At 63.9% G+C, this 19,669-nt stretch carries 17 protein-coding genes and 1 pseudogene; 6 read left to right on the top strand and 12 right to left on the bottom strand.

Annotation, left to right across the window (positions count from 1 at the left end):
- Window positions 1-4: 4 nt before the first annotated feature.
- Together HAP54_RS20360 and HAP54_RS20355 are read right to left on the bottom strand one after the other, a co-directional pair.
- Window positions 5-1,094, bottom strand: a pseudogene (locus HAP54_RS20360) (LLM class flavin-dependent oxidoreductase).
- Window positions 1,091-1,369: a hypothetical protein gene (locus HAP54_RS20355; RefSeq protein ID WP_166303194.1), complete on the bottom strand. Its 279-nt coding sequence runs from the start codon at window positions 1,367-1,369 to the stop codon at window positions 1,091-1,093. The pseudogene HAP54_RS20360 and the gene HAP54_RS20355 overlap by 4 nt, the downstream one beginning before the upstream one ends.
- On the opposite strand from HAP54_RS20355, the gene HAP54_RS20350 reads away from it, so the two are divergent.
- The 3 genes from HAP54_RS20350 to epsC are packed head-to-tail and all read left to right on the top strand — an operon-like array spanning window position 1,368 to window position 4,182.
- Complete coding sequence (locus tag HAP54_RS20350) at window positions 1,368-2,591, top strand: acyl-CoA dehydrogenase family protein (protein WP_166303191.1); 1,224 nt, start codon at window positions 1,368-1,370, stop codon at window positions 2,589-2,591. The two genes, HAP54_RS20355 and HAP54_RS20350, sit on opposite strands and share 2 nt — an antisense overlap.
- A 46-nt stretch (window positions 2,592-2,637) precedes the next feature.
- Entirely contained in the window at window positions 2,638-3,210 is a 573-nt protein-coding gene (locus HAP54_RS20345) for a flavin reductase family protein (protein ID WP_166303188.1), read from the top strand.
- A gap of 18 nt (window positions 3,211-3,228) precedes the next feature.
- On the top strand, window positions 3,229-4,182 hold the full coding sequence (gene epsC, locus HAP54_RS20340; protein WP_414646208.1) for a serine O-acetyltransferase EpsC: 954 nt from the start codon (window positions 3,229-3,231) through the stop codon (window positions 4,180-4,182).
- A gap of 12 nt (window positions 4,183-4,194) precedes the next feature.
- Here epsC and HAP54_RS20335 read toward each other — a convergent pair whose 3' ends face one another.
- The 5 genes from HAP54_RS20335 to HAP54_RS20315 all read right to left on the bottom strand — a co-directional run bounded on the left by HAP54_RS20335 (window position 4,195) and on the right by HAP54_RS20315 (window position 9,474).
- Window positions 4,195-5,112: an ABC transporter permease gene (locus HAP54_RS20335; protein ID WP_224741856.1), complete on the bottom strand. Its 918-nt coding sequence runs from the start codon at window positions 5,110-5,112 to the stop codon at window positions 4,195-4,197.
- A complete protein-coding gene (locus HAP54_RS20330; RefSeq protein ID WP_166303186.1) occupies window positions 5,057-5,923 on the bottom strand; it encodes an ABC transporter ATP-binding protein in 867 nt (288 codons plus the stop codon). Before HAP54_RS20330 ends, HAP54_RS20335 begins: the two co-directional genes overlap by 56 nt.
- Complete coding sequence (locus HAP54_RS20325) at window positions 5,920-6,975, bottom strand: ABC transporter substrate-binding protein (protein WP_166303183.1); 1,056 nt, start codon at window positions 6,973-6,975, stop codon at window positions 5,920-5,922. Before HAP54_RS20325 ends, HAP54_RS20330 begins: the two co-directional genes overlap by 4 nt.
- 29 nt (window positions 6,976-7,004) lie before the next feature.
- Window positions 7,005-7,934, bottom strand: coding sequence for a TauD/TfdA dioxygenase family protein (locus HAP54_RS20320; protein ID WP_166303180.1), 930 nt, complete (start codon window positions 7,932-7,934; stop codon window positions 7,005-7,007).
- Between the two features lie 103 nt (window positions 7,935-8,037).
- Window positions 8,038-9,474, bottom strand: a complete 1,437-nt coding sequence (locus HAP54_RS20315) for an FAD-dependent oxidoreductase (protein WP_166303177.1) — start codon at window positions 9,472-9,474, stop codon at window positions 8,038-8,040.
- Window positions 9,475-9,872: 398 nt separating this feature from the next.
- Here HAP54_RS20315 and HAP54_RS20310 point away from each other — a divergent pair, with 398 nt between their 5' ends.
- From HAP54_RS20310 to HAP54_RS20300, 3 genes are all read left to right on the top strand, one after another.
- A complete protein-coding gene (locus HAP54_RS20310; RefSeq protein WP_166303174.1) occupies window positions 9,873-10,697 on the top strand; it encodes a class I SAM-dependent methyltransferase in 825 nt (274 codons plus the stop codon).
- A 27-nt stretch (window positions 10,698-10,724) separates the two neighbouring features.
- Complete coding sequence (locus HAP54_RS20305) at window positions 10,725-12,065, top strand: LLM class flavin-dependent oxidoreductase (RefSeq protein ID WP_166303171.1); 1,341 nt, start codon at window positions 10,725-10,727, stop codon at window positions 12,063-12,065.
- Between the two features lie 79 nt (window positions 12,066-12,144).
- Entirely contained in the window at window positions 12,145-12,963 is an 819-nt protein-coding gene (locus HAP54_RS20300; protein WP_166303169.1) for a MetQ/NlpA family ABC transporter substrate-binding protein, read from the top strand.
- Between the two features lie 64 nt (window positions 12,964-13,027).
- Here HAP54_RS20300 and HAP54_RS20295 read toward each other — a convergent pair whose 3' ends face one another.
- The 5 genes from HAP54_RS20295 to HAP54_RS20275 form a co-directional block, all read right to left on the bottom strand.
- A complete protein-coding gene (locus HAP54_RS20295) occupies window positions 13,028-14,746 on the bottom strand; it encodes a PHA/PHB synthase family protein (protein ID WP_166303166.1) in 1,719 nt (572 codons plus the stop codon).
- Between the two features lie 161 nt (window positions 14,747-14,907).
- Window positions 14,908-16,281, bottom strand: coding sequence for a sigma-54-dependent transcriptional regulator (locus HAP54_RS20290; protein WP_166303163.1), 1,374 nt, complete (start codon window positions 16,279-16,281; stop codon window positions 14,908-14,910).
- Window positions 16,271-18,169: a sensor histidine kinase gene (locus tag HAP54_RS20285; protein WP_224741857.1), complete on the bottom strand. Its 1,899-nt coding sequence runs from the start codon at window positions 18,167-18,169 to the stop codon at window positions 16,271-16,273. Before HAP54_RS20285 ends, HAP54_RS20290 begins: the two co-directional genes overlap by 11 nt.
- Window positions 18,162-18,317: a hypothetical protein gene (locus HAP54_RS20280; protein WP_175619463.1), complete on the bottom strand. Its 156-nt coding sequence runs from the start codon at window positions 18,315-18,317 to the stop codon at window positions 18,162-18,164. The genes HAP54_RS20285 and HAP54_RS20280 overlap by 8 nt, the downstream gene beginning before the upstream one ends.
- Before the next feature lie 29 nt (window positions 18,318-18,346).
- Entirely contained in the window at window positions 18,347-19,669 is a 1,323-nt protein-coding gene (locus HAP54_RS20275; RefSeq protein ID WP_166303160.1) for an NAD(P)/FAD-dependent oxidoreductase, read from the bottom strand.

Below are 19,669 nucleotides of genomic sequence, written 5' to 3'. Positions count from 1 at the left end.
CCGGTCACCGCGAGCCGGCCAGAAGGCCCGGCTTGCCATCGGCCGTGACTGGAGCCCGACGCACGCGCGGGATGATCTCCTTTGCAAAGCGCTCCATCTCGGCTTCGAACGGCTGGAACTGCAGCATGAACAGTTCAATGCCGGCGGCATGAAATGCCCGGATACGCGCAGCCACCTCGTCATAGCTTCCCACCAGCCCCGCAGCCGTTCCACCATTGCTGCCGACCCGCGCCGATTTCTGCATCGTCTGCATCATCACGACCTTGGGATCGGTGTTCTGCCTCTGGATCGCCTTGATCGGCGCATCCTTGCTTGAGAGATCGAGCAACCTTTCATAGGCCCCCTCTGCCTCAGCCTGCGTCTCGCGCGCGATCACAAAGGCGGACAGCCCAAACCGAAGTGGAGCCGCCGTTCTCGGCCGGGCCGCGACATCGGCGATCAGGCGGGCAACGTCGTCGAGCGGCTGCCCATTGATGAACCAGACGTCGCCATGATCGGCGACCAAGGCGCGCGCCGGTTCCGTCACCCCCGACATAGATCAGCGGCCGTGGCCGGTAGAGACTCCCGGGCCGCAAGACATAGTCCCTGATATCGAAATGCTCGCCCTTGTAGGTCAGCCGCTCGCCCTGCATCAGGCGGGACACCACGGCGATCCACTCGCGGCCGTAGGCATAGCGGGCGTCATGCTCCGCAAAGCCGATGCCTGCCTTGTCCAGCTCGGGCCGGTTCCAGGCATTGACCAGATTGATCGCAAAACGGCCGCGGCTGATGTTCTCGATCCCGAGCGCAAGCTTCGCCAGCACGACCGGATGATAGAGATAGGGCTTGATCGCGGCGATGATCTCGATCCGGCTGGTCAGCGCGGCCAGTGCGGCCGCCGCGCTCCAGGCCTCGAGCTGATCGAGATCCTCCTGATGCGGATTGATCGTGTGCTGCGCAATCAGCGTGGAGTCGTAGCCCAGCGCCTCTGCCGCGAGCACGAGATCGCGGTTGCGCTCCCATGACGCATCATAGGGCTCTTCGGGATCCTGATAGGCGGCGCGCGAACCGTGCACCAGCGCCCAGATGCCGAAGCGAAGCGGTCGTGTCGTCATTGGCGATCTCCGAATTGGCGTTTGCCGCTCCGCTTGTGTGGAAATCGCGGCGCGAGATCAAGCAACGGCGCATCAAAAGATTTTCCTTGCTGCTCGGCGCGCGCGGACAAATCAGAAAACTCCGAATCCCGCGACAATTGAAAAACCGCTCTATTTCTGTCCGCGAAAAATCGTGGGACAGTTTGCAACATGTGCACGATGCCGGCATTCGACCTCAGGTCGAACAAGCAACCGAGCAAGATCACCAACCATCGCCATCCCAGGTCGACATCCATGAACAAGCCCGTGCCCGCCACCTCACTGCAACCGTCCGACCGCCTGGATAGCCATCCCCCCGACATCGACGCGCTGCTGAGCCGCATCGCCGAGGGTGCGAGCAAGCGCGAGCGTGTCCTGCCATTCACTGAAATTGATCTCATCCGCAAGGCACGTCTCGGCGCGCTACGGCTTCCGGTCGAGGCCGGTGGCGCGGGGGCGTCGATCCGCGCCCTGTTCGAGATCGTCATCCGGCTCGGCGCAGCCGACGCCAATGTCGCGCATATCCTGCGCAACCATTTCAGCGTGGTCGAGCGGCTGGTGCGCCGGCCGAAGGACGAGCAGCATCGGCAATGGCAAAAGGCCGTCGCCGATGGAGCGATCATCGGGCTCGCGGCCACCGAACTCGATACGCCGAAGGTCGGCAATGTCACGCCGAACACGACGCTGACCGCCGACGGCGACGACTATCTGCTCAACGGCACCAAATACTACAGCACCGGCACGCTCTATTCCGACTATGTTCTGGTGCGCACCGCCGACACGACAGGCGCCAATGCGGCCGTGCTCGTCCCGGTTGCTCGCGAAGGCATCGAACTGATCGACGATTGGGACGGGCTCGGACAGCGCCTGACCGCGACCGGCACCACGCATTTCCGCAACGTGCGCGTCAAGCGTCAGGAGACGGTGTTCGATGCACCCGATACCGGATACGGCATTCCCTACTCCAACACATTCGCGCAATTGTTCCTGACCGCCATCAACGCCGGCATCGCGCGCGCCGTGTTGCAGGACGCCACCGAGCTGGTGCGATCGCGCAAGCGGACCTTCTACTATGCGCCGAGCGAAATTCCGGCGGATGACCCGTTGCTGCAGCAAACGGTCGGTCAGATCGCGAGCGGGGCGTTTGCGGCCGAGACCGTCGTGCTCGCGGCGGCGGAGGCGCTCGACGCCGCCACCGATGCATTCGACGCCGGCGACGCCGGCGCTGTCGATGCCGCCCACAGGGCGGCGCTGCTCTCGGCAAAGGCAAAGCTCGTCGCTGACGAGTTTGCGATCCGCAGTGGCAGCCTGCTGTTTGACGTCGGCGGCGCGTCCGCCACCAAGAAGGCGACCAACTTCGACCGCCACTGGCGCAACGCGCGGACACTGGCGTCGCACAATCCAAACAGCTTCAAGGCCCGTTCGATCGGGCAATATGAGATCAGCGGCACGCCGCTACCTGCCAAGGGCTTCTTCTGATCGGAAACGATCCGGCGAAGCGAAGCGAAGAGAGGGGAGAGACTCGATGAGCAAGCCGGACCTCCATTTGGTCGATGCCGACCATGAGATCGAGCAGCAGTTTCGGCTCGTGATGCGCCGCCTCGCCGGCGGCGTTTCGATCATCACCGCGGGACAAGGCGACGACATCACCGGGATGACCGTCACCTCGCTGACATCGCTCAGCGCCGCTCCGCCGCGGCTGCTGGTCAGCATCAACCGGCAGGCCTCGTGCTTTGCCCCGATCGCCCGTCATCGGCTGTTTGGCGTCAATATCCTCGGCTCCGACCAGCAGGCGCTGGCGGAGCGTTTCAGCAATGGCCGCCTGAAAGGCATGCAGCGTTTCGAGGGAACGGCCTGGACATATGGCCCTTCCGGCGTCCCGCTGCTGCAACACTCGCTGGCCATGGTCGAATGCCAGGTCGAGGAGATCATCGAGCGGCATTCGCACGGCATCATCGTGGGTCGCCTCTCCAGCATGGAACTATCGCATCGCCCAACCGGCCTCACCTACTGGAATGGGCAATATGTGCAGATCGATCACGAAGCCGATCTCGATCTCCTGGCCGAGGTCAGCATTCCTCTGGCGCATGTCCGTTAGGACAGGGAAAGGCAAAGCATGAAACGCGAAATGCCGCCACCGTCGCCTCCGGCATCGGCCGGCGCGGTCAGCAGAGCACCGGGCCGCTGGCAGCTGGACCGGATCGTGGCCGAGTTGCGCACGTCCCGCGAGGAGACCCATAGTATCCGGCGGGACGGCGAGGCGCATCGTGCCCCTTCTCGCGAGGCGCTGGAGGCGATCCTCGACGGCCTCACCGAGGCTCTATTCCCGCGACACTACGGCCAATCTGACCTCGACGGCGAGAACATCGACTATTTCGTCGGCAACACGCTAAGCACGGCACTGGATTCCCTCAGCGCGCAGATTCATCGCGGCGCATTGTTCGTTGGCGACGAGCTGGAGCCAGGCTTTGTGCACGAAGAGGCGATCGAGCTGAGGCGGGCGTTCGCTACGCAGCTGCCGTCGGTCCGCGGACTTCTGATCAACGATCTGCGGGCGGCATTTGTTGGAGACCCGGCCGCGCGGAATTTTCCCGAGATCCTGATTGGCTATCCCGGGATGACCGCCATCATCCACCATCGCCTTGCCCATCTCCTCTACCAGATCGGCGCACGGCTGGTCGCCCGCCTGATGTCGGAGATTGCACATACCCGGACCGGCATCGACATTCATCCCGGCGCCCAGATCGGCTCGGGCTTCTTCATCGATCACGGCACCGGCGTCGTGATCGGGGAGACTGCGATCATCGGCAACAACGTCCGTGTCTATCAGGCGGTCACGCTCGGCGCGCGGCATTTCCCGACCGACGACGAGGGACATGTGATCAAGGGCGACGCACGCCATCCAATCGTCGAAGACGATGTCGTCATTTACGCCGGCGCGACGATCCTCGGCCGGATCACGATCGGCCGCGGCTCCACCATCGGCGGCAATGTCTGGCTGACCAGGGATGTTCCGCCGAACAGCGTGGTGACCCAGGCCACGGCGCGCAATACGCCGGCGTCTGGCTAGACGTTCCTTGTCTCAGGCTGACACCGGCGCCTTCCAGCGCATGAAGTGCCGTTCGATCGCCTCGAGGACGGCATTGAACGCCAGGCCGATCACGGTGATTCCGAGAATGCCGAAATACATCTGCGGGATCAGGAAGCTGTACTGGCTGTTGATGATGAGATAGCCGAGACCGGCCTTGGCCCCGACCATTTCGGAAGCCACCAGCACCAGCATGGCCGATGCGCTGGCCAGGCGAATGCCGACGAAGATCGTGGGAAGCGCGGCCGGCAGGATCACCTTGCGGAACAGTTGCTGCGGGGTCGCTCCCATGGTCCGCGCCGATTTGATCAGCAAGGGGTCAACCTGCTTCACCGCGGCGATGGTGTTGAGCAACAACGGCCAGGCGCAGCTGTAGATCACCATCGTGACCTTCGACAGCTCACCGATCCCGAGCAGCAGAATGAACACCGGCAACAGCGCCAGCGGCGCGGTGTTGCGGCAGATCTCGATGAACTGGTTCAGGAGATCGCCGAGCCGGGCGTACCAGCCAACGACAAGGCCAAGCGGTACGATCAAGGCAACCGAGATCAGAAATCCGCTCAGGGCGCGCAGCAGGCTGGCAGAAACATCGTCATAGAGTTCGCCGGTTTGCGCGAGCTGCCAGCCGGCCGCGATCACCTCCGAGAACGGCGGCAGGAACACCGGATCGATCAGCCCAAGCCGCGGCGCGGCCTCCCAGGCGGCGAGCAGGACAATCAGTAACAACGAACGTCGCCCGCGCGCCGCCAGACCGCGGATGCCTGCGCGCAACCGACTCGTGATCGGCGGGAGTCGGCCTTCCACCGCCTGCTCGCGCCGCCCATGCGCCAGTTCCAGCAACGTCAGCATTTCGAGACTAGACATGAGCAACCTCCGCAGCTTCAGGGCCCGCACGGCGTGCGCCGGCACCATCCGCCAACTGGCCCTGCTGGGCCTTCCGCACTTCCTCGCGAAGCAGGCTCCAGACCTTGTGCCTCACGCGGCCGAACTCCGGCAGCGACCGCACATCCTCGGATTCGCTGCGCAAGCGCTCGGGGATATCAACCACCTGCTTGATCCGCCCCGGGCGCGAGGTCATCACCGCCACCCTTTGGCCGAGCACGACGGCCTCGTCGATGCCATGGGTGATGAAGACGATGGTCTTGCCGGTGGCACGCCATATCCGCAGCAGTTCACCCTGCAGCGTCTCGCGCGTCTGCGCGTCGAGCGCGGCGAACGGCTCGTCCATCAGCAGCACCTCCGGATCATACGCAAGGCTTCGCGCAATTGCGACACGCTGCTTCATACCGCCGGAAAGCTCGTGCGGATAGCGGTCGGCAAAGCTGGACAAGCCGACGAGATCGAGGAAATGCTCCGCGATCTCGCGCCGCTGCCTCGCCTTGAGGCCTGCGATGTCGAGCCCGAACTCGACGTTCTGCGCCGCAGTTCGCCACGGAAACAGGGCGTACTGCTGGAAAACGATACCGCGATCGCGTGCAGGTCCGGCGATCGGCCGGCCATCGAGCAGGATACGGCCGCTGGTCGGCGCGGTGAGCCCGCCCAGAAGGTCGAGCAATGTGGATTTGCCACAACCGCTCGGACCCACCAGCGCGAGGAACTCGCCCGCACGAACATCCAGCGTGATGTCCTCCAGCGCGGTGAAGCGACCTGCCGGCCGGCCGCCTTCGCCTCGCGTCACAAACTCCTTACGGACCTGCTCGATGCGGATCTTGACCGAGCTCATCGTGCCTCCGCGGTCTTGCCGGGACGGAAATAGTTGAACTCGTTGGTGTAGGTGTCGGACGCCTTGAGTTGCCCCGGCTTGAACAGCCCGTCCTTGACCAGCCAGTCGATCCACACCTGGATCTCACCGTCCGATATCAGGCCGCCTTTGGACGCAACCCCGGTGCTCTTCCAGTACTTGATCGAGGATGCATCCTCATTGCGCTTGCGCTCCGCGATGATCTTCTCGAACCGGGCCCGCACCTCTTCTGGCGGCGTTGTCTGCGCCCACTGGATCGCGCGCGAAATCCCTTCCACCAGCTTGCGGGCGGTGTTGGGATTGTCCTTGATGAACTTGTCGCGCAGCACATAGGCGCCGCCGGTGAACTGGCCGAACAGGTCGGTATCGGCGAACAGCGAGCGGATGCCGCCACGCTCCAATGCCTTGTCGCGCAGCACGCCGCTGAGCACGCTAACTTCGACCTGACCTTGCCGCAAGGCCTGCTCGCTGCTGACCGGCGGGATCGCCACCAGCGTCACCTGCTTGGCCTCGCCGGCGCTGAGGCCGTTACGGGCCAGATATTCGCGCAGCACGAATTCCAGATGCGCGCCCAGCGTGTTGACCGCAACCTTCTTGCCGATCAGGTCGCGCGCCGCCTTGATCGGGCTGTCCTCCTTCACGAAGTAGCCCTCATAGGTGTTGGCATCGGAGCCGTAGTAACCGACCACGGCCTTGATCGGCGCCCGCGCCGCGATCAGCTTGAGAATCGCGCCATAGAACGCACCACCGATGTCGATGTCGCCGGTGACGACGGTCTGGATGTCCTGCGGTCCGCTGATCGTGTTGCCGACCCATTTGAGCTTCAGCGGCGCGAGATAGCCGAGGTCTTCGGCGAGCTCGGTGAACGTCACCTGGCCGGCCCAACCCTGGTAGCGGATCTCGGTCTTTTCGAATGGCGGCTCGGCGAAAGCCGAAGCCGCCAGCCCCAGTGCCACGGCACCGGCGAGGATGAGCCGCGCGGCCGCGCGCGCGGCGAAACGCCGGGCGCGAAGGATTCGGATCAATGCATTCATGTTCGCAACTCCGCTCGATCGGATCGGGATCACGCCGCCTTCGCGGCCTGCTGCTTCGGTGCCTTGATGCGCGTCACGCTGCGGCGGCCGTCGATCGACACCGGCACTTCGCCGTCGATCGTGGCACGGCGCACCACGCGGTGCTGATCGCCGTAATCATTGACCGCATAGTGCTGGGTGGCGCGGTTGTCCCAGATCGCGACGTCGCCGGCCTGCCAGCTCCAGCGCACGGTGTTCTCGGGCGCCGTGATGTGCGACTGGAACAGGTCGAACAGCTTCTGGCCGTCATATTTCGGCAAGCCGACGAAACGCTGGACGAAGTTGCCCAGCACCAGCGTCCGCTCACCGGTCTCGGGGTGAACGCGCACCACGGGGTGCTCGGTCTCGTAGACCGTGCCGGTGAACACTTCGTCGAAATGCTTGCGGTCGGCCTCGCTTGCGCGGGCCTTGACGGCATAATCATAGGCGTTGCTGTGAACCGCCCACAGCTCGTCGGCGAGCCGTTGCAGCGGTGCCGGCAGGTCGAGGTAAGCCGCTGCCGTATTCGACCAGACGGTGTCGCCGCCGTAGGGCGGAATCACCACCCCGCGCAGGACCGAGATCTTCGGATAGACGTCAACGAAGGTCACGTCGGTATGCCATTGATCGGCACGGCCGCTGCCGCGCCCCGAATCCAGCTCCAGGATCGACGACGTCCCCTTGATTGCCCCGACCGTCGGATGCGGTACGAGCTTGCCGAGCCGCACCGCAAAGCGCTCCTGCTCGGCGTCGTCGAGATGCCCCTGGTCGCGGAAGAAGATCACCTTGTGCTCGAGCAGCACCTGGTTGACGGCGCGGATGACCTCGTCGGACAGATCGCCCGACAGCCTGACGTTCCTGATCTCCGCTCCAAGCCTCGCCGCGCGCTTGACGATGTCCGCGCGCGGAATGACGTTATCAATAGTCGTCGTGCTGCTCATGATCGTGCTCTCACCACCGCGATCTCCCAGACAAGGCTCCACCATGCGCCGGTCGCGGGAGCGACGGCGGAGACAAATGAATTCAATGCTGTGCTGCTCTGACCTACTCGGCCGCGACGTACTCCGGTGGCCGCCACACGGCCGGTGCGTAGAGCTCAGCGCCGAAATCGTCTGCGATCGATCCGTTGATGCGCGCTTCGTGCGCCAGCAGATCTTCCAGAAACAGATCGCGGCTGATCCGTGCCACAACGGCGGGAACGTCGCGCCTGAAGCTCGGGACATCGCCGACCGGCAAGCCGAAACTGACGAAAGCCGCCGGGTTGAAGACATGAATATTTTTCAGGAAGGGCGCGCGGCCGGGCTCCCTCTCCAGATATTCATGCCCCGATCCCAGATAGGGGTACGCCGCCAGCGTCTCGTCCCTCTCATCATCACGCGGCGTGAACCGGTCACGCCACAGCAGGATCTCGTTTGTGAAGTCGCGAAGCTCGGCCTGCGCGCCGAGGTCCACCGAATATCCGGTGCCGGCGATGGCAAAGTCGAACGCAAATTCACCCTGCGGCGTCACCGCGACGGCACGCCCGCCTTCGAGCCTCACCGCCTGCCATGGAGCGCCCAAATGGAGATGAAAATTGGGAAACGCGACGGCGCGCGAGATCGCATCCGGTGGCGGCGTCGAGCCGGCGCGACGGAAGCGGATCGCCTGTTGCCAGCGTACCGCATCCGGCAAAGCTCCGTAATTGTCGTAGGCACCCGGATAGCCCCGGATCCGGATCACCGGGAGCGAAGCCAGTGTTCCGCGCCGCGCATAGAGATGGACGTCGCGCGCGCCGGCTTCGAGCGCGACGGCGGCGGCATCAAATGCCGACGCGGCGCTTCCGACCACCGCGACCGACCGACCCCGCAGGGTCCTGAAGTCGATCTTCTCCGAGGTATGCGCATGAAATTGCTTCGGCAGATTGCGCAGCACGTCTGGAACAAGGGCGCCACCACTGCCGGCAAAGCCGGTCGCGAGCACAAGCTTTCGCGTGGTTTCGACTGTCGTGCGATCGCCCTGCGCGAGATGCAGTCGCAGATGATCTCCCGCGGGCTCGATGCGAACCAGCCGCGTCCCGTAACGAACGCCGACGCCGGTGACCTTGCGATACCAGTCGAGATAGGCGGCCCAGTCGAGCCGCAGAATGCGATCGAGCGCGTCATACGCGGCTGCGCCGTAGCGCGCCTCGTACCACGCCTGGAATCCGAGACCGGGCAGACCAAGCTCGGGGCCCGGCAAGCTTTTGGGCGTGCGCAGCTTGTGCATCCGCGCACTCGTCAGCCAGACGCCCGACGCACTGCCGTCGGCCGCGGCATCGATCACCGAGACCTTGCCGATCCCGGCCCGCCGCAGTGCAAACGCAAATGCCGAGCCGGATTGTCCGCCGCCGACGACGACCGCATTGTGATCAATCCCGTCGCGATCGGGCACCCAGTTTTGCGGATCGGGTCCGATCAGGCGCAGGGCTTCGCGGGCAACGCTGTCGGGATCGGATTGCGGCATGTTGATCGGCCTCGCTTTGACGCTGTAAATCGTAAAAGCGAACGATCCCCAGTCAATGAAACGAAACCAGCTTTGTTTTCGACGGCGCGCAACGATCGCTTCGCGGTCGACGCAGCCGTTGAAATATTTGCGGCGATCATCGCCTTGCTTGCTCCGGCTGCGCGCAAAAACCGCAAGACTGCGCCGTCTCACGCGCGAGATCAGCGCTAATCGCCTGCCGATTTCGTCGGGACGGCTGCACTCGTCTAACATCGCCGATCAACTCACAAGGTGAGTGCTTGCTTCCCACGCAACAAAGCAAGTTCATTTCATCGACAGGCTTGCGATCACCGACGTAGAGTCAAAGTCCAGCTCGCACGCCGAAGCGCGCGCAGCGCCGCAATCATGGATCATCGAACATGCCGCAAACGAGTGGCGCCATCAGCCTCGACCACGATACTCCGGAGCTGGCTCGTTCCTACGATGAAGCCGGGCTGGTCCAGTTCCGTCACGGCAAATTCCTGATCGGACCGTTGGCGATCAAATCCGGCGAGCATGTCCTCGACATCGGGACCGGCACCGGCCGCCTCGCCGAATTCGTGGCAGGTCTCGTCGGACCGAACGGTCAGGTGATCGGCATCGATCCGCTCGCCGGCCGCATCGAGATCGCGCGGCTTCGCCAGTCGGACAATTTGCAATTCCACACCGGCCGGGCCGAGGACCTCTCGCGCTTCGATGACCGCCAGTTCGATGCGGTCTATCTCAACAGCGTGTTCCATTGGATCGCCGACAAGAGCGGCGCCTTGCGGGAGATCCACCGGGTGCTGAAGCCGGGGGGCCGGCTTGGGCTGAACGTGCAGGACCCGTCGCGTCCGCATCAGTCCCGCGTACTGCTGCGCCAGGCCATCGCCGAGGCAGGGCTCGCCGATCATCGCCAGGATTCCAACCCGGTGCTGGGCCTGACCGATGGCGAGCTCAGGCCGCTGTTTGTCGCCGGCGGCTTCACCGATTACCGCAGCGAGTTGCGCGCGCTGACCGACGTCCATGCAGATGCAAATTCGCTGCTCCGCTGGTCGGAAGCGAGCGCCTTCGGCAACTTTCTGGAGGCATTCTCGCCGGCCGAACGTGAACAGGTCCGCAGCGCATTTGCACGCCTGGTCGAAACCAAACGAACGCCGGAGGGGCTGATCCTGGAGCGTTATTTGCGTTTCGCGTTTGCGCGCAAGGCGTCGGCCGGCAACTGACACCACCAACATTCCCGAGTTTCAGGCATGAGCGATCGACGGCTTTCTCTCAATCTCTTCATCTATCCGGGCGGCCATCACGAGGCGGCGTGGCGCTACAAGGGCTCCGCCGCGGACCGCATCCTCGACGTCACCTTTTATCAGGAGCTGGCGCAGAAGGCCGAAGCGCACAAGTTCGACGCGATCTTCTTTGCCGACGGACCGGCCCTGGCCGACAATGTCCACTACGCGCAGCGCTTCCGCTTCGAGCCGATCACCTGGCTCGCCGCAATCGCGGTCGCCACCAAGAGGATCGGCCTGATCGCAACCGCGTCGACGACCTACAGCGAACCTTATAACCTCGCCCGCCTGTTCGCCTCGCTCGACCATCTCAGCGGCGGCCGCGCCGGCTGGAACATCGTGACGACAAGCACGGCGCAGGCGGCGCAGAATTTCGGCCTGCCGGAGCATCCGCCGCATCACGAACGCTACGAGCGGGCACGGGAATATCTCGACGTCATCACTCGTCTCTGGGACAGCTGGGAAGACGGCGCGCTGATCAACGATCCCGTCTCCGGGGTCTTTGCCGATACCGGCAAGATCCATGCGATCGACCACGTCGGGAAGCATTTTCGGGTTCGCGGGCCGCTCAACATCTCGCGGACGCCGCAGGGACGGCCGGTCTACGTCCAGGCGGGCTCGTCGGACGACGGCCGCGCCTTTGCCGCGCGCTTTGCGGAAGCGATCTTCACCGCGCATCAGACGCTGGCGAGCGCCCAGGAATTCTACGCCGACATCAAGCGTCAGGCGCGCGTCTTCGACCGCAGCCCCGATCAGATCAAGGTCCTGCCGGGCATCAGCCCCTTCATCGCCAGCACGCAAGCCGAGGCGGATCGGCTGCAGGACGAGTTCAATGAACTGATCCAGCCGGAATATTCGCTGACCCAGCTGCGCCAGATGATCGGGCTCGACCTCTCCGGTTTCGATCTCGACGGCCCGTTCCCGCGCCATCTGATCGACACCGACGGTGCGCGTGGCGTGGCCAGCCGTTTCAAGCTCGTGGTCGACATCATCGACCGCGAGAAGCCGACGATCCGCCAGCTGGTCCAGCGCCTTGCCGGCGCGCGCGGCCATTGGGTGATAGCGGGTCCACCGGAGAAGATCGCCGACAATATCCAGACCTGGTTCGAGAACGGCGCCGCCGACGGCTTCAACGTCATGCCGCCCTGGCTGCCCGGCGGATTCGATGTCTTTGCCGAGCAGGTCGTTCCGATCCTGCGCAAGCGCGGCCTGTTCCGCGACGACTACGCCGGCACGACATTGCGCGATCATTACGACCTGAATCGGCCGCCGAGCGTCTTTTCCGGCTCGATTCAGGCGATCGCCTGAACGCTTCCCATTCCCAAATCGTTCGGCCTTCCGCGGCAAGTGCTGCCGCACGGCTCCCATCAAGGACGCAATAACGACCATGCAGACTGCGCGCTTCTCCTGGCTTTCCGCTCTCCTGCTTCTTGGCGCCGTGATCAGTACCACCGTGCGCGCCGAGGCGCCTGCCAAGCCCGAGTTGAAAGTCGGTTTCGTCCCGGGCCCCTATATCGACGAGTTCAAGGTCGGCGTGGCGCCGGAGCTGCAGAACAAGGGCTATCGCATCAGATATGTCGAGTTCTCCACCGGGCTCGAGGCCAACAACGCGGTGTTCAAGGGCGAGATCGATGCCAACGTGATGCAGCACACGATCTTCCTGAACTCCTATAACGAGCGGCAGAGCACCGATCTCGTCGGAATCGTCCACGTGCCAACGCCGCCGATGGGGCTCTATTCCAAGAAGCACCCGCCGGGCACGCCGATCAGGCCGGGCTCGACGATCGCGGTGCCCAACGACCCCGTCAATCTGCAGCGCGCATTGTGGATCCTGTGCGACCTCGGCCTCGTCGAAATTCGCGACTCAAAGCCGGTCGACGTCAGCGAGCTCGACGTCATCAAGAACCCCGGCGGCATCAAGATCGTGCCGCTGGAAGCAGCCCAGGCGCCGCGCGCGCTCGACGACGTCGACTTCGCCGCGATCCAGGGCAATTTCGCGATCTACAGCGGATTGAAGCTGACCAATGCGTTCGCGCTGGAAAAGATGACGACGCCCTACATCAACGTGGTCGCCGTCAAGAAGGCCAATGCGGATGCGGCGTGGGCGCAGGACATCGTTGCCGGCTACAAATCGCAGACCTTCAAGACCGCGATCTTCTCCGACCGCTTCTATGACGGGTTTACCTTGCCGGACTACCTGAAGTGATGGCCGAGCCGTCCAGAGCGCCGGAAATCATCCGAAGCAGCGCTCACACGGCTCGCTATCGCTGTCAGTTCGCTTTGGCCATCACGTATCGGCCTGGCGCGGATTCCCCTGGAGGATAGAGATTGCTGCCGAGTTGCGGGCGGGCGGGCACCTGGTCTTCAGCCCACGGCTTGAGCCATGCGATCCAGTCGTTCCACCAGCTGCCCGGCTTTTCGGCCGCGCCCGCCAGCCATGCCGCCGGGTCGTCGCATCGCTCGTCCGACAGCCAATAGCTTCGCTTGTTCTTCGAGGCGGGGTTGATCACGCCGGCAATATGCCCGCTCGCGCCCAGCACAAAGCGGGTGTTGCCACTGAACAGGCCCGTGGTGCGATAGGCCGATCGCCAAGGCACGATGTGATCCTCAACGGTCGCAAGGACGTAGGCAGGCAGGTCGACCCGTCCGAGATCGATTGGCGTTCCGCACATCGTCAGGCGGTTCGGCTCCCGAAGGTTGTTCTCCAGGTACATGTTCCGGATGTACCAGCAATACATCGGCCCCGGCAGGTTGGTCACGTCGGCGTTCCAGAACAGAAGATCGAAACGCTCAGGCGATTTTCCCTTCAGATAGTTATTGATCACGTTCGGCCAGATCAGCTCCTTCGAGCGCAGGGTCTGGAACACAAACCCGAGCTCCGAACCGCGGTAGATGCCGCCATTGCCGATGGTCTGCTCCCGCTGCCGCACCCCCTCCTCGTCCACGAACACGCCGAGATCTCCCGGCTCGCGGAAGTCGAGCATCGTCGTCAGCAATGTCACGCTGGCGACCGATTCGTCACGCCGCGTCCGCAGGATCGCCAGCGCAGACGACAGGATGGTTCCGCCGACGCACCAGCCGACCACGTTGACCTTGTCGGCACCGGAGATCGACCGGGCCACCTCGATCGCGCGCATGGCGCCCTGTTCGACGTAGTCGTCCCAGGCAAAGTGCCCGCATGAGACATCCGGATTGCGCCAGGAGACCATGAAAACGGTCAGACCATGCTCGACCGCAAAGCGGACGAAGGAATTGGCCGGCTGCAGGTCGAGAATGTAGAACGTGTTGATGCAGGGCGGCACGATCAGCAGCGGCCGCGCCGTCACCTGCGCGGTCGCCGGTTCATATTGAATGAGCTGAAACAGCTCGTTCTCGAACACGACCGCGCCCCTTGATGTGGCGACGTCCTTTCCGACTTCGAAAGCTTCCTCGTCCGTGATCGTGAGGCTGCCTCTGCCCAGATCGGTCATCAAATTGTCGAGACCGGCCTTGAGACTCTGACCTTCGCTGTCCGTCGCAAGCTTGATGACGTCAGGATTGGTGGCGATGAAATTGGTCGGGCTCATCGCCTCGACAAGCTGGCGCGTGAAGAAGCGCAAGCGATGCTTTTCCTTCTCATCGAGATCGAGCGCTTCGACGAAGTCGACGCAATAGCGCGCGTTCAGCAAATAGCATTGCTTCAAAACGCTATAGGCCGCGTTGTCCCGCCATTCCTCGGCGTTAAACCTGCGATCGCCACGCGCAGGCTCGATGCCCCCTTCGCTCGGCACCCCGGATGCCGATCTGATGATGTGCTCGGTGAGCTGGTACAGGCGCCTGAGGTGATCCGCCTGCAATTCGGCGAAGCGTTCCGACGAATTCAGGGTTGAGCCGAGGTTCGCCCCCTCGCGATCGACGTTCGTCGCCCACCCGAGCGACCGCCACAGGCTTTCTCCCGCTTTCATGAAGCCCTCGACAAATTCGTCGGGCATGTTGAATGGCCGATTCATGACGTCCCTCGCTAGGCAAGATTGCCTGGTTCGCTTCCGATCTCGGGCAGCTTCTACCGGCGCCGTTTGCCCTCGCATTCACCGAGAGCCTGCTATCTATCCGGGCGCCCGCGCGGTGCGGACTTCCGCTGCTCCCGGCGCCGCAATCGCTCACCGCAGTCTCAGGAGCCGGAGCGCACAGCGCCCTCCCTGATCCCGTCGACGCTGACGGAGAGGCGCTTGATCTTGTCGTACAGTGTCTGCTTCGGGATGCTCAGGAGCGCGGCGGTCGCCTGGACGTCGCCTTGCTTGCGGCGCAGCGCGTCCTCGATGATCGATCGCTCGATGTTCTCCAATTGCCGCGGCAATGACATATCCGACGTACCGAAGCCCGCCTTGTTGATCGTCTTGCGGTCGAGCACACCAAGCACGAAACGATCGGCTACGTTGCGAAGCTCGCGCACATTGCCCGGCCACGAATAGGCCAGCAGATGCGACATGGTCTGCTCGTCCAGGATCGGCGCATCACGCTCGAACCTCCGCGCCGCGTCCAGGGTGAAATGCTCGAACAGCAGCGGGATATCCTCCCGCCGCTCGCGCAGCGGTGGCAGCTCGATGAATGCGACGCCGAGGCGATAGTAGAGATCGGCACGAAACAGCCGCTTTTCGCTCAGTTCGAACAAATTCGCCTTGCTCGCGGCCACGACGCGGCAGTCCACCGAGATCGGCTTGTTGGTTCCGACGCGCTCGATGGATCTGTCCTGCAGCGACCTTAGCAACTTGACCTGGACGCTCAGCGGCATGCTCTCGATCTCGTCGAGAAACAACGTCCCGCCATTGGCATATTCGATCTTTCCGATCCGTTGCCGGGTGGCACCGGTGAACGCGCCCACCTCGTGGCCGAACAGCTCGCTCTCGACCAGCGATTCCGGAAGGCCGCCGCAGTTCACCGCGACATAGTTGCCGCCGCGGCGACCGCTGTGATTGTGCAGACAGCGCGCGACCACGTCTTTGCCGGTTCCGGTTTCACCATAGATCGTGACGTCGACATTGGTCGTGGCCAGGGTAGAGACGAGCCGGCGCACTTCCTGGATCTGCGGCGATCGGCCTTGCAGGCTCGCCTCGATTCCCTGGCGATCCGCCAGGGCCGATCGCAGCGAACGAACCTCCAGGGTCAGCCGCCGCTTTTCCGCCGCCCGGCGCACCACCGAGATCAGCTGCTCCGAGGAGCACGGGTTCTCGATGAAGTCATAGGCGCCGCTCCGCATCGCCTGCACGGCCATTGAAATATCGCCGTGACCGGTGATCAGGATCACCGGGAGATCCTGGTCCAGCCGACGCAGATCGGACAGCCAGTCAAGGCCGCTCCGCCCGCGCAGGCGCACGTCGCAGACCACGACGAAGGGCATGTCGGCACGAACGGATCCGTTGGCGGTCTCGACCGAGGCAAATCCGGAGACGGAAAATCCTGCGAGCTCGAGCGCCTGGACGCCGCCGATCCGTACGTCGTCGTCGTCCTCGACATAGATCACGCCGATCGATTGGTCATCGCCCATGCGAAGCCGCCTCTGCTATCTCAGCCAATGGAAGGATCACGACAAACTCGGCACCATCAGGCATCAGGTTTCGCGCACGCAGTTCGCCGCCGAAGGAGCGCGCGATGTGATTAGAGAGCATCAGGCCGAGGCCTAACCCCTTGCCGGCGGGCTTGGTCGTCACGAATGGTTCGAACATGCGCTGCAGAACACCGGACGCGATCGCGGGCCCGCTGTTGCTGATCGCGATGCGGCAGCGCGCGGTCTGCGCCTCTTCCCTGCTCGCCCGGATCAGGATCGACTTCTGTTCGACGCTCTCCACCGCATCCAGAGCATTCGCCACGATGTTGCACAACAGCTGCTCCAACCGTGTCTGATCGGCAACGACGGCCAGCTTCGCGTCGATATCGGTCGCGACGGCGACCCCGCCGTCCTTGACGCGCCCGGCGAGTATCTTGAGCGCCTCGGCGACGGCCTGTTCGACGGAGACCGCATCAAGCGGGCTGCTCGACTTGTATGCGAAAACCCGCAATTGGCTGGTCAGGCGTCCGAGCCGGCGTACCAACTCGCCAATTCGGGTAAGGTTTCCACGGGCATCGCCGATCGACCCGCGGTCGACCAGCAGGACCGCATTGTCGGCAGCAGTCTGCAGCGCAGCCAGCGGCTGGTTCAGTTCGTGCACGATGCCGGCCGACATCTGGCCGAGCGCGGCCAGCTTGCCGGCGTGAACGAGTTCGTCTTGCGCTGCCCGCAATTCGGCAGTGCGCTCCTGCACCCTCGTTTCGAGCATGTCGTTGGCCGTCTGCAACGCGGCCTGGCTGGCCAGCCGGTGCTTGATCTCTCTCCGGCGTTGCTCGACAAGGCCGAGCGCCAGCAGCGCAACGACGGCGACGAGCCCGGATATGCCCCCGATGATGAGTGCGATCTGCCGTGTGGGCGCCTCGTCATCGAGAAGGACTAGGTTCCACAAGCCGCGGTTGATCGGAAGCTCGCTGACCGTGTAGGCGGTTCCGTTCTGCGTGGTGATCCGGGCGGCGTCGCTCTCGGACTGGGCGGCGAAGGTCCATCCGAGTGGCGCCAGGTCGTGGTTTCCGTAGGGTTTGGACCGTGCAATGTCATCGCGCGTCTGGACCGACAGCGGCGCCAGCGGGCGATAGCGCCACTCGTCGCGCGACGCAAGGATCGTCACCTTGCGCTCGTCGACCAGAAGGATGTCGTTTTCGGTGTTGCGCCACGCACGCTCGAACGAATCCAGATTGACCTTGACCGTGGCGACCCCTTTCGTCGTGCCGCCCACCTTCAGCGCATAAGACAGATAGTAGCCGGCGCGCGCCGTCGTGATGCCGATGCCGAAGAACGCTCCGCGGCCGCTCGCGAGTGCTTCGCTCACATAGGGGCGATACGACAGGTTTTCGCCGAAGGGTGTCCCGGGCTGGTCGAAATCGGCCGCGGCCAGCGTCGCGCCGGAGACGCCCAGGACATAGAGGTTGTCGGCGCCCGCAAGCAGGTTGATCGACTTCAGATAAAGGCTGACGGTTTGCTGCAGTGCAGGATCGCTGGGGGCCTCGAGCAGCCGGAACACACTGGGCGACGTCTCCAGCAGGGACGGCAGATATTCGAATCTCGAAAGATAACCGTCGAGCCTGGCGGCCTCGACCGCCAGCCGCTGCTGCGCCGCGGCGTGCAAATGGTCGAGCCCGCGGCGAAACGTGATCGCATATCCAAGCCACGATGCCGCGGCGACCAGCGCAAGGGCAAGCGCGCCGCGAACCAGCCACCGCGTGGAAATGGGCATCACCAAACCGACTTTGGGAGGCCCCTTGATGTTCACCAGGGATGGAAGCTCCGTCATCTTGTGAACCAGCACAAAGCGGGGCGCGCCGGCCACTGCGGACGACCACTCACGCATGGGCCAACTCTATGGTCTTGCCTGGGAATACGCGACAGGAAAATCCGGTGTGGGCGATGATGCCCGGCAGCGTCATGCACACCCCGATCAGGATGACCTTGAGCGTGGCAGGACTCTTGGCGGCCTGCCAGACGGTGAGCTGGTCCATCACGACATCGATCTCCTCCGCGACCGCAATCAATGCAGCTTGACGTGCGGCTCGGTCCGCCGGGTGATCAGGCGGGCCAGCGTGTCGAGCGCGACCTTCGCCGGACCGTGCAGGGCGTATTCGTGCATCTTGTACAGCGACAGGTACATCATCCGGGCGAACAGCCCCTCGAAGACAAGGCTGCCACCCACCAGCGCGCCCATCATCGAGCCGACCGTGCTGAATTCGCCGAGCGACACCAGCGATCCGAAGTCCCGGTAACGATAATCCTTGAGCGCCTCGCCCTGCAGAAGCCGCGGGATCTGGGAATAGAGGTGGGAGGCCTGCTGATGCGCCGCCTGGGCGCGGGGCGGCACATTGCCCCGTTCGCCCCATGAGCAGGCCGAACAGTCGCCGATCGCGAAGATGTTGTCGTCGCGCGTGGTCTGCAGGGTCGGCCGCACCACCAGCTGATTGATGCGGTTGGTTTCGAGGCCGGCAATATCCTTCAGGAAATCCGGTGCCTTGACTCCGGCGGCCCAGACGATCAGCTCGGCAGGAATCGTCCGGCCGTCGGTCAGGCTGACATGGTCGCAACCGACCTCGGAAACCTTGGCGCCGACCAAGAGATCGACGCCAAGCCTGACGAGGAGTTTCTCCGTCTCTTGCGAAACCCGTTCCGGCAGCGCGGGAAGCACCCGGTCCGCGGCTTCAATCAGCGTGATCCTGATGTCCTTGTGCGGATCGACCTGATCGAGGCCATAGGCCACCACCTCCCGCGTCGTCCGGTGCAGCTCCGCCGCAAGCTCGACTCCGGTCGCGCCGGCGCCGATGATTGCGACCTTCAACTGGTGCTCCCCAAGAGGTGACGAATGGGCGTGGGCGCGGATGCACGCATTGACCATGCGTTCGTGGAAGCGCTTCGCATCGACCTGCGATTCGAGCTTGATCGCGTGATCCACGACACCAGGCGTGCCAAAGTCGTTGTTCTGGCTGCCGACGGCGATGACAAGGACGTCATAGTCGAAGCTGCGCTTCGGCGTCACCTCGCGACCTTCGGCATCGAGATACGGCGCCACCTGCACCTGGCGCTGCTCCCGGTCGATCCCGATCATCTCGCCGATCCGGTAGCGAAAGCCGTGCCAATAGGATTGCGCGAGATAGTCGACCTCATGGGCGGCGATATCCATGCTGCCGGCCGCGATCTCGTGCAGCTTCGGCTTCCAGACATGGGTGCGGTTGCGCTCGATCAGCGTAACGTCGAGCTTTCCCTTGCGGCCGTATTTGTCGCCGAGCCGGGTCGCGAGCTCCAGTCCGCCCGCGCCGCCGCCGACGATCACGACCCGCCGCTTTCCCGATTGCACCTCACTCAT

The organism is Bradyrhizobium sp. 2S1 (assembly GCF_011516625.5).
GTDB classification, from domain to species: Bacteria; Pseudomonadota; Alphaproteobacteria; order Rhizobiales; family Xanthobacteraceae; genus Bradyrhizobium; species Bradyrhizobium septentrionale.
The sequence above is the reverse complement of the archived record's forward strand: the minus strand, read 5'-3'. Positions and strand labels throughout refer to the sequence as shown.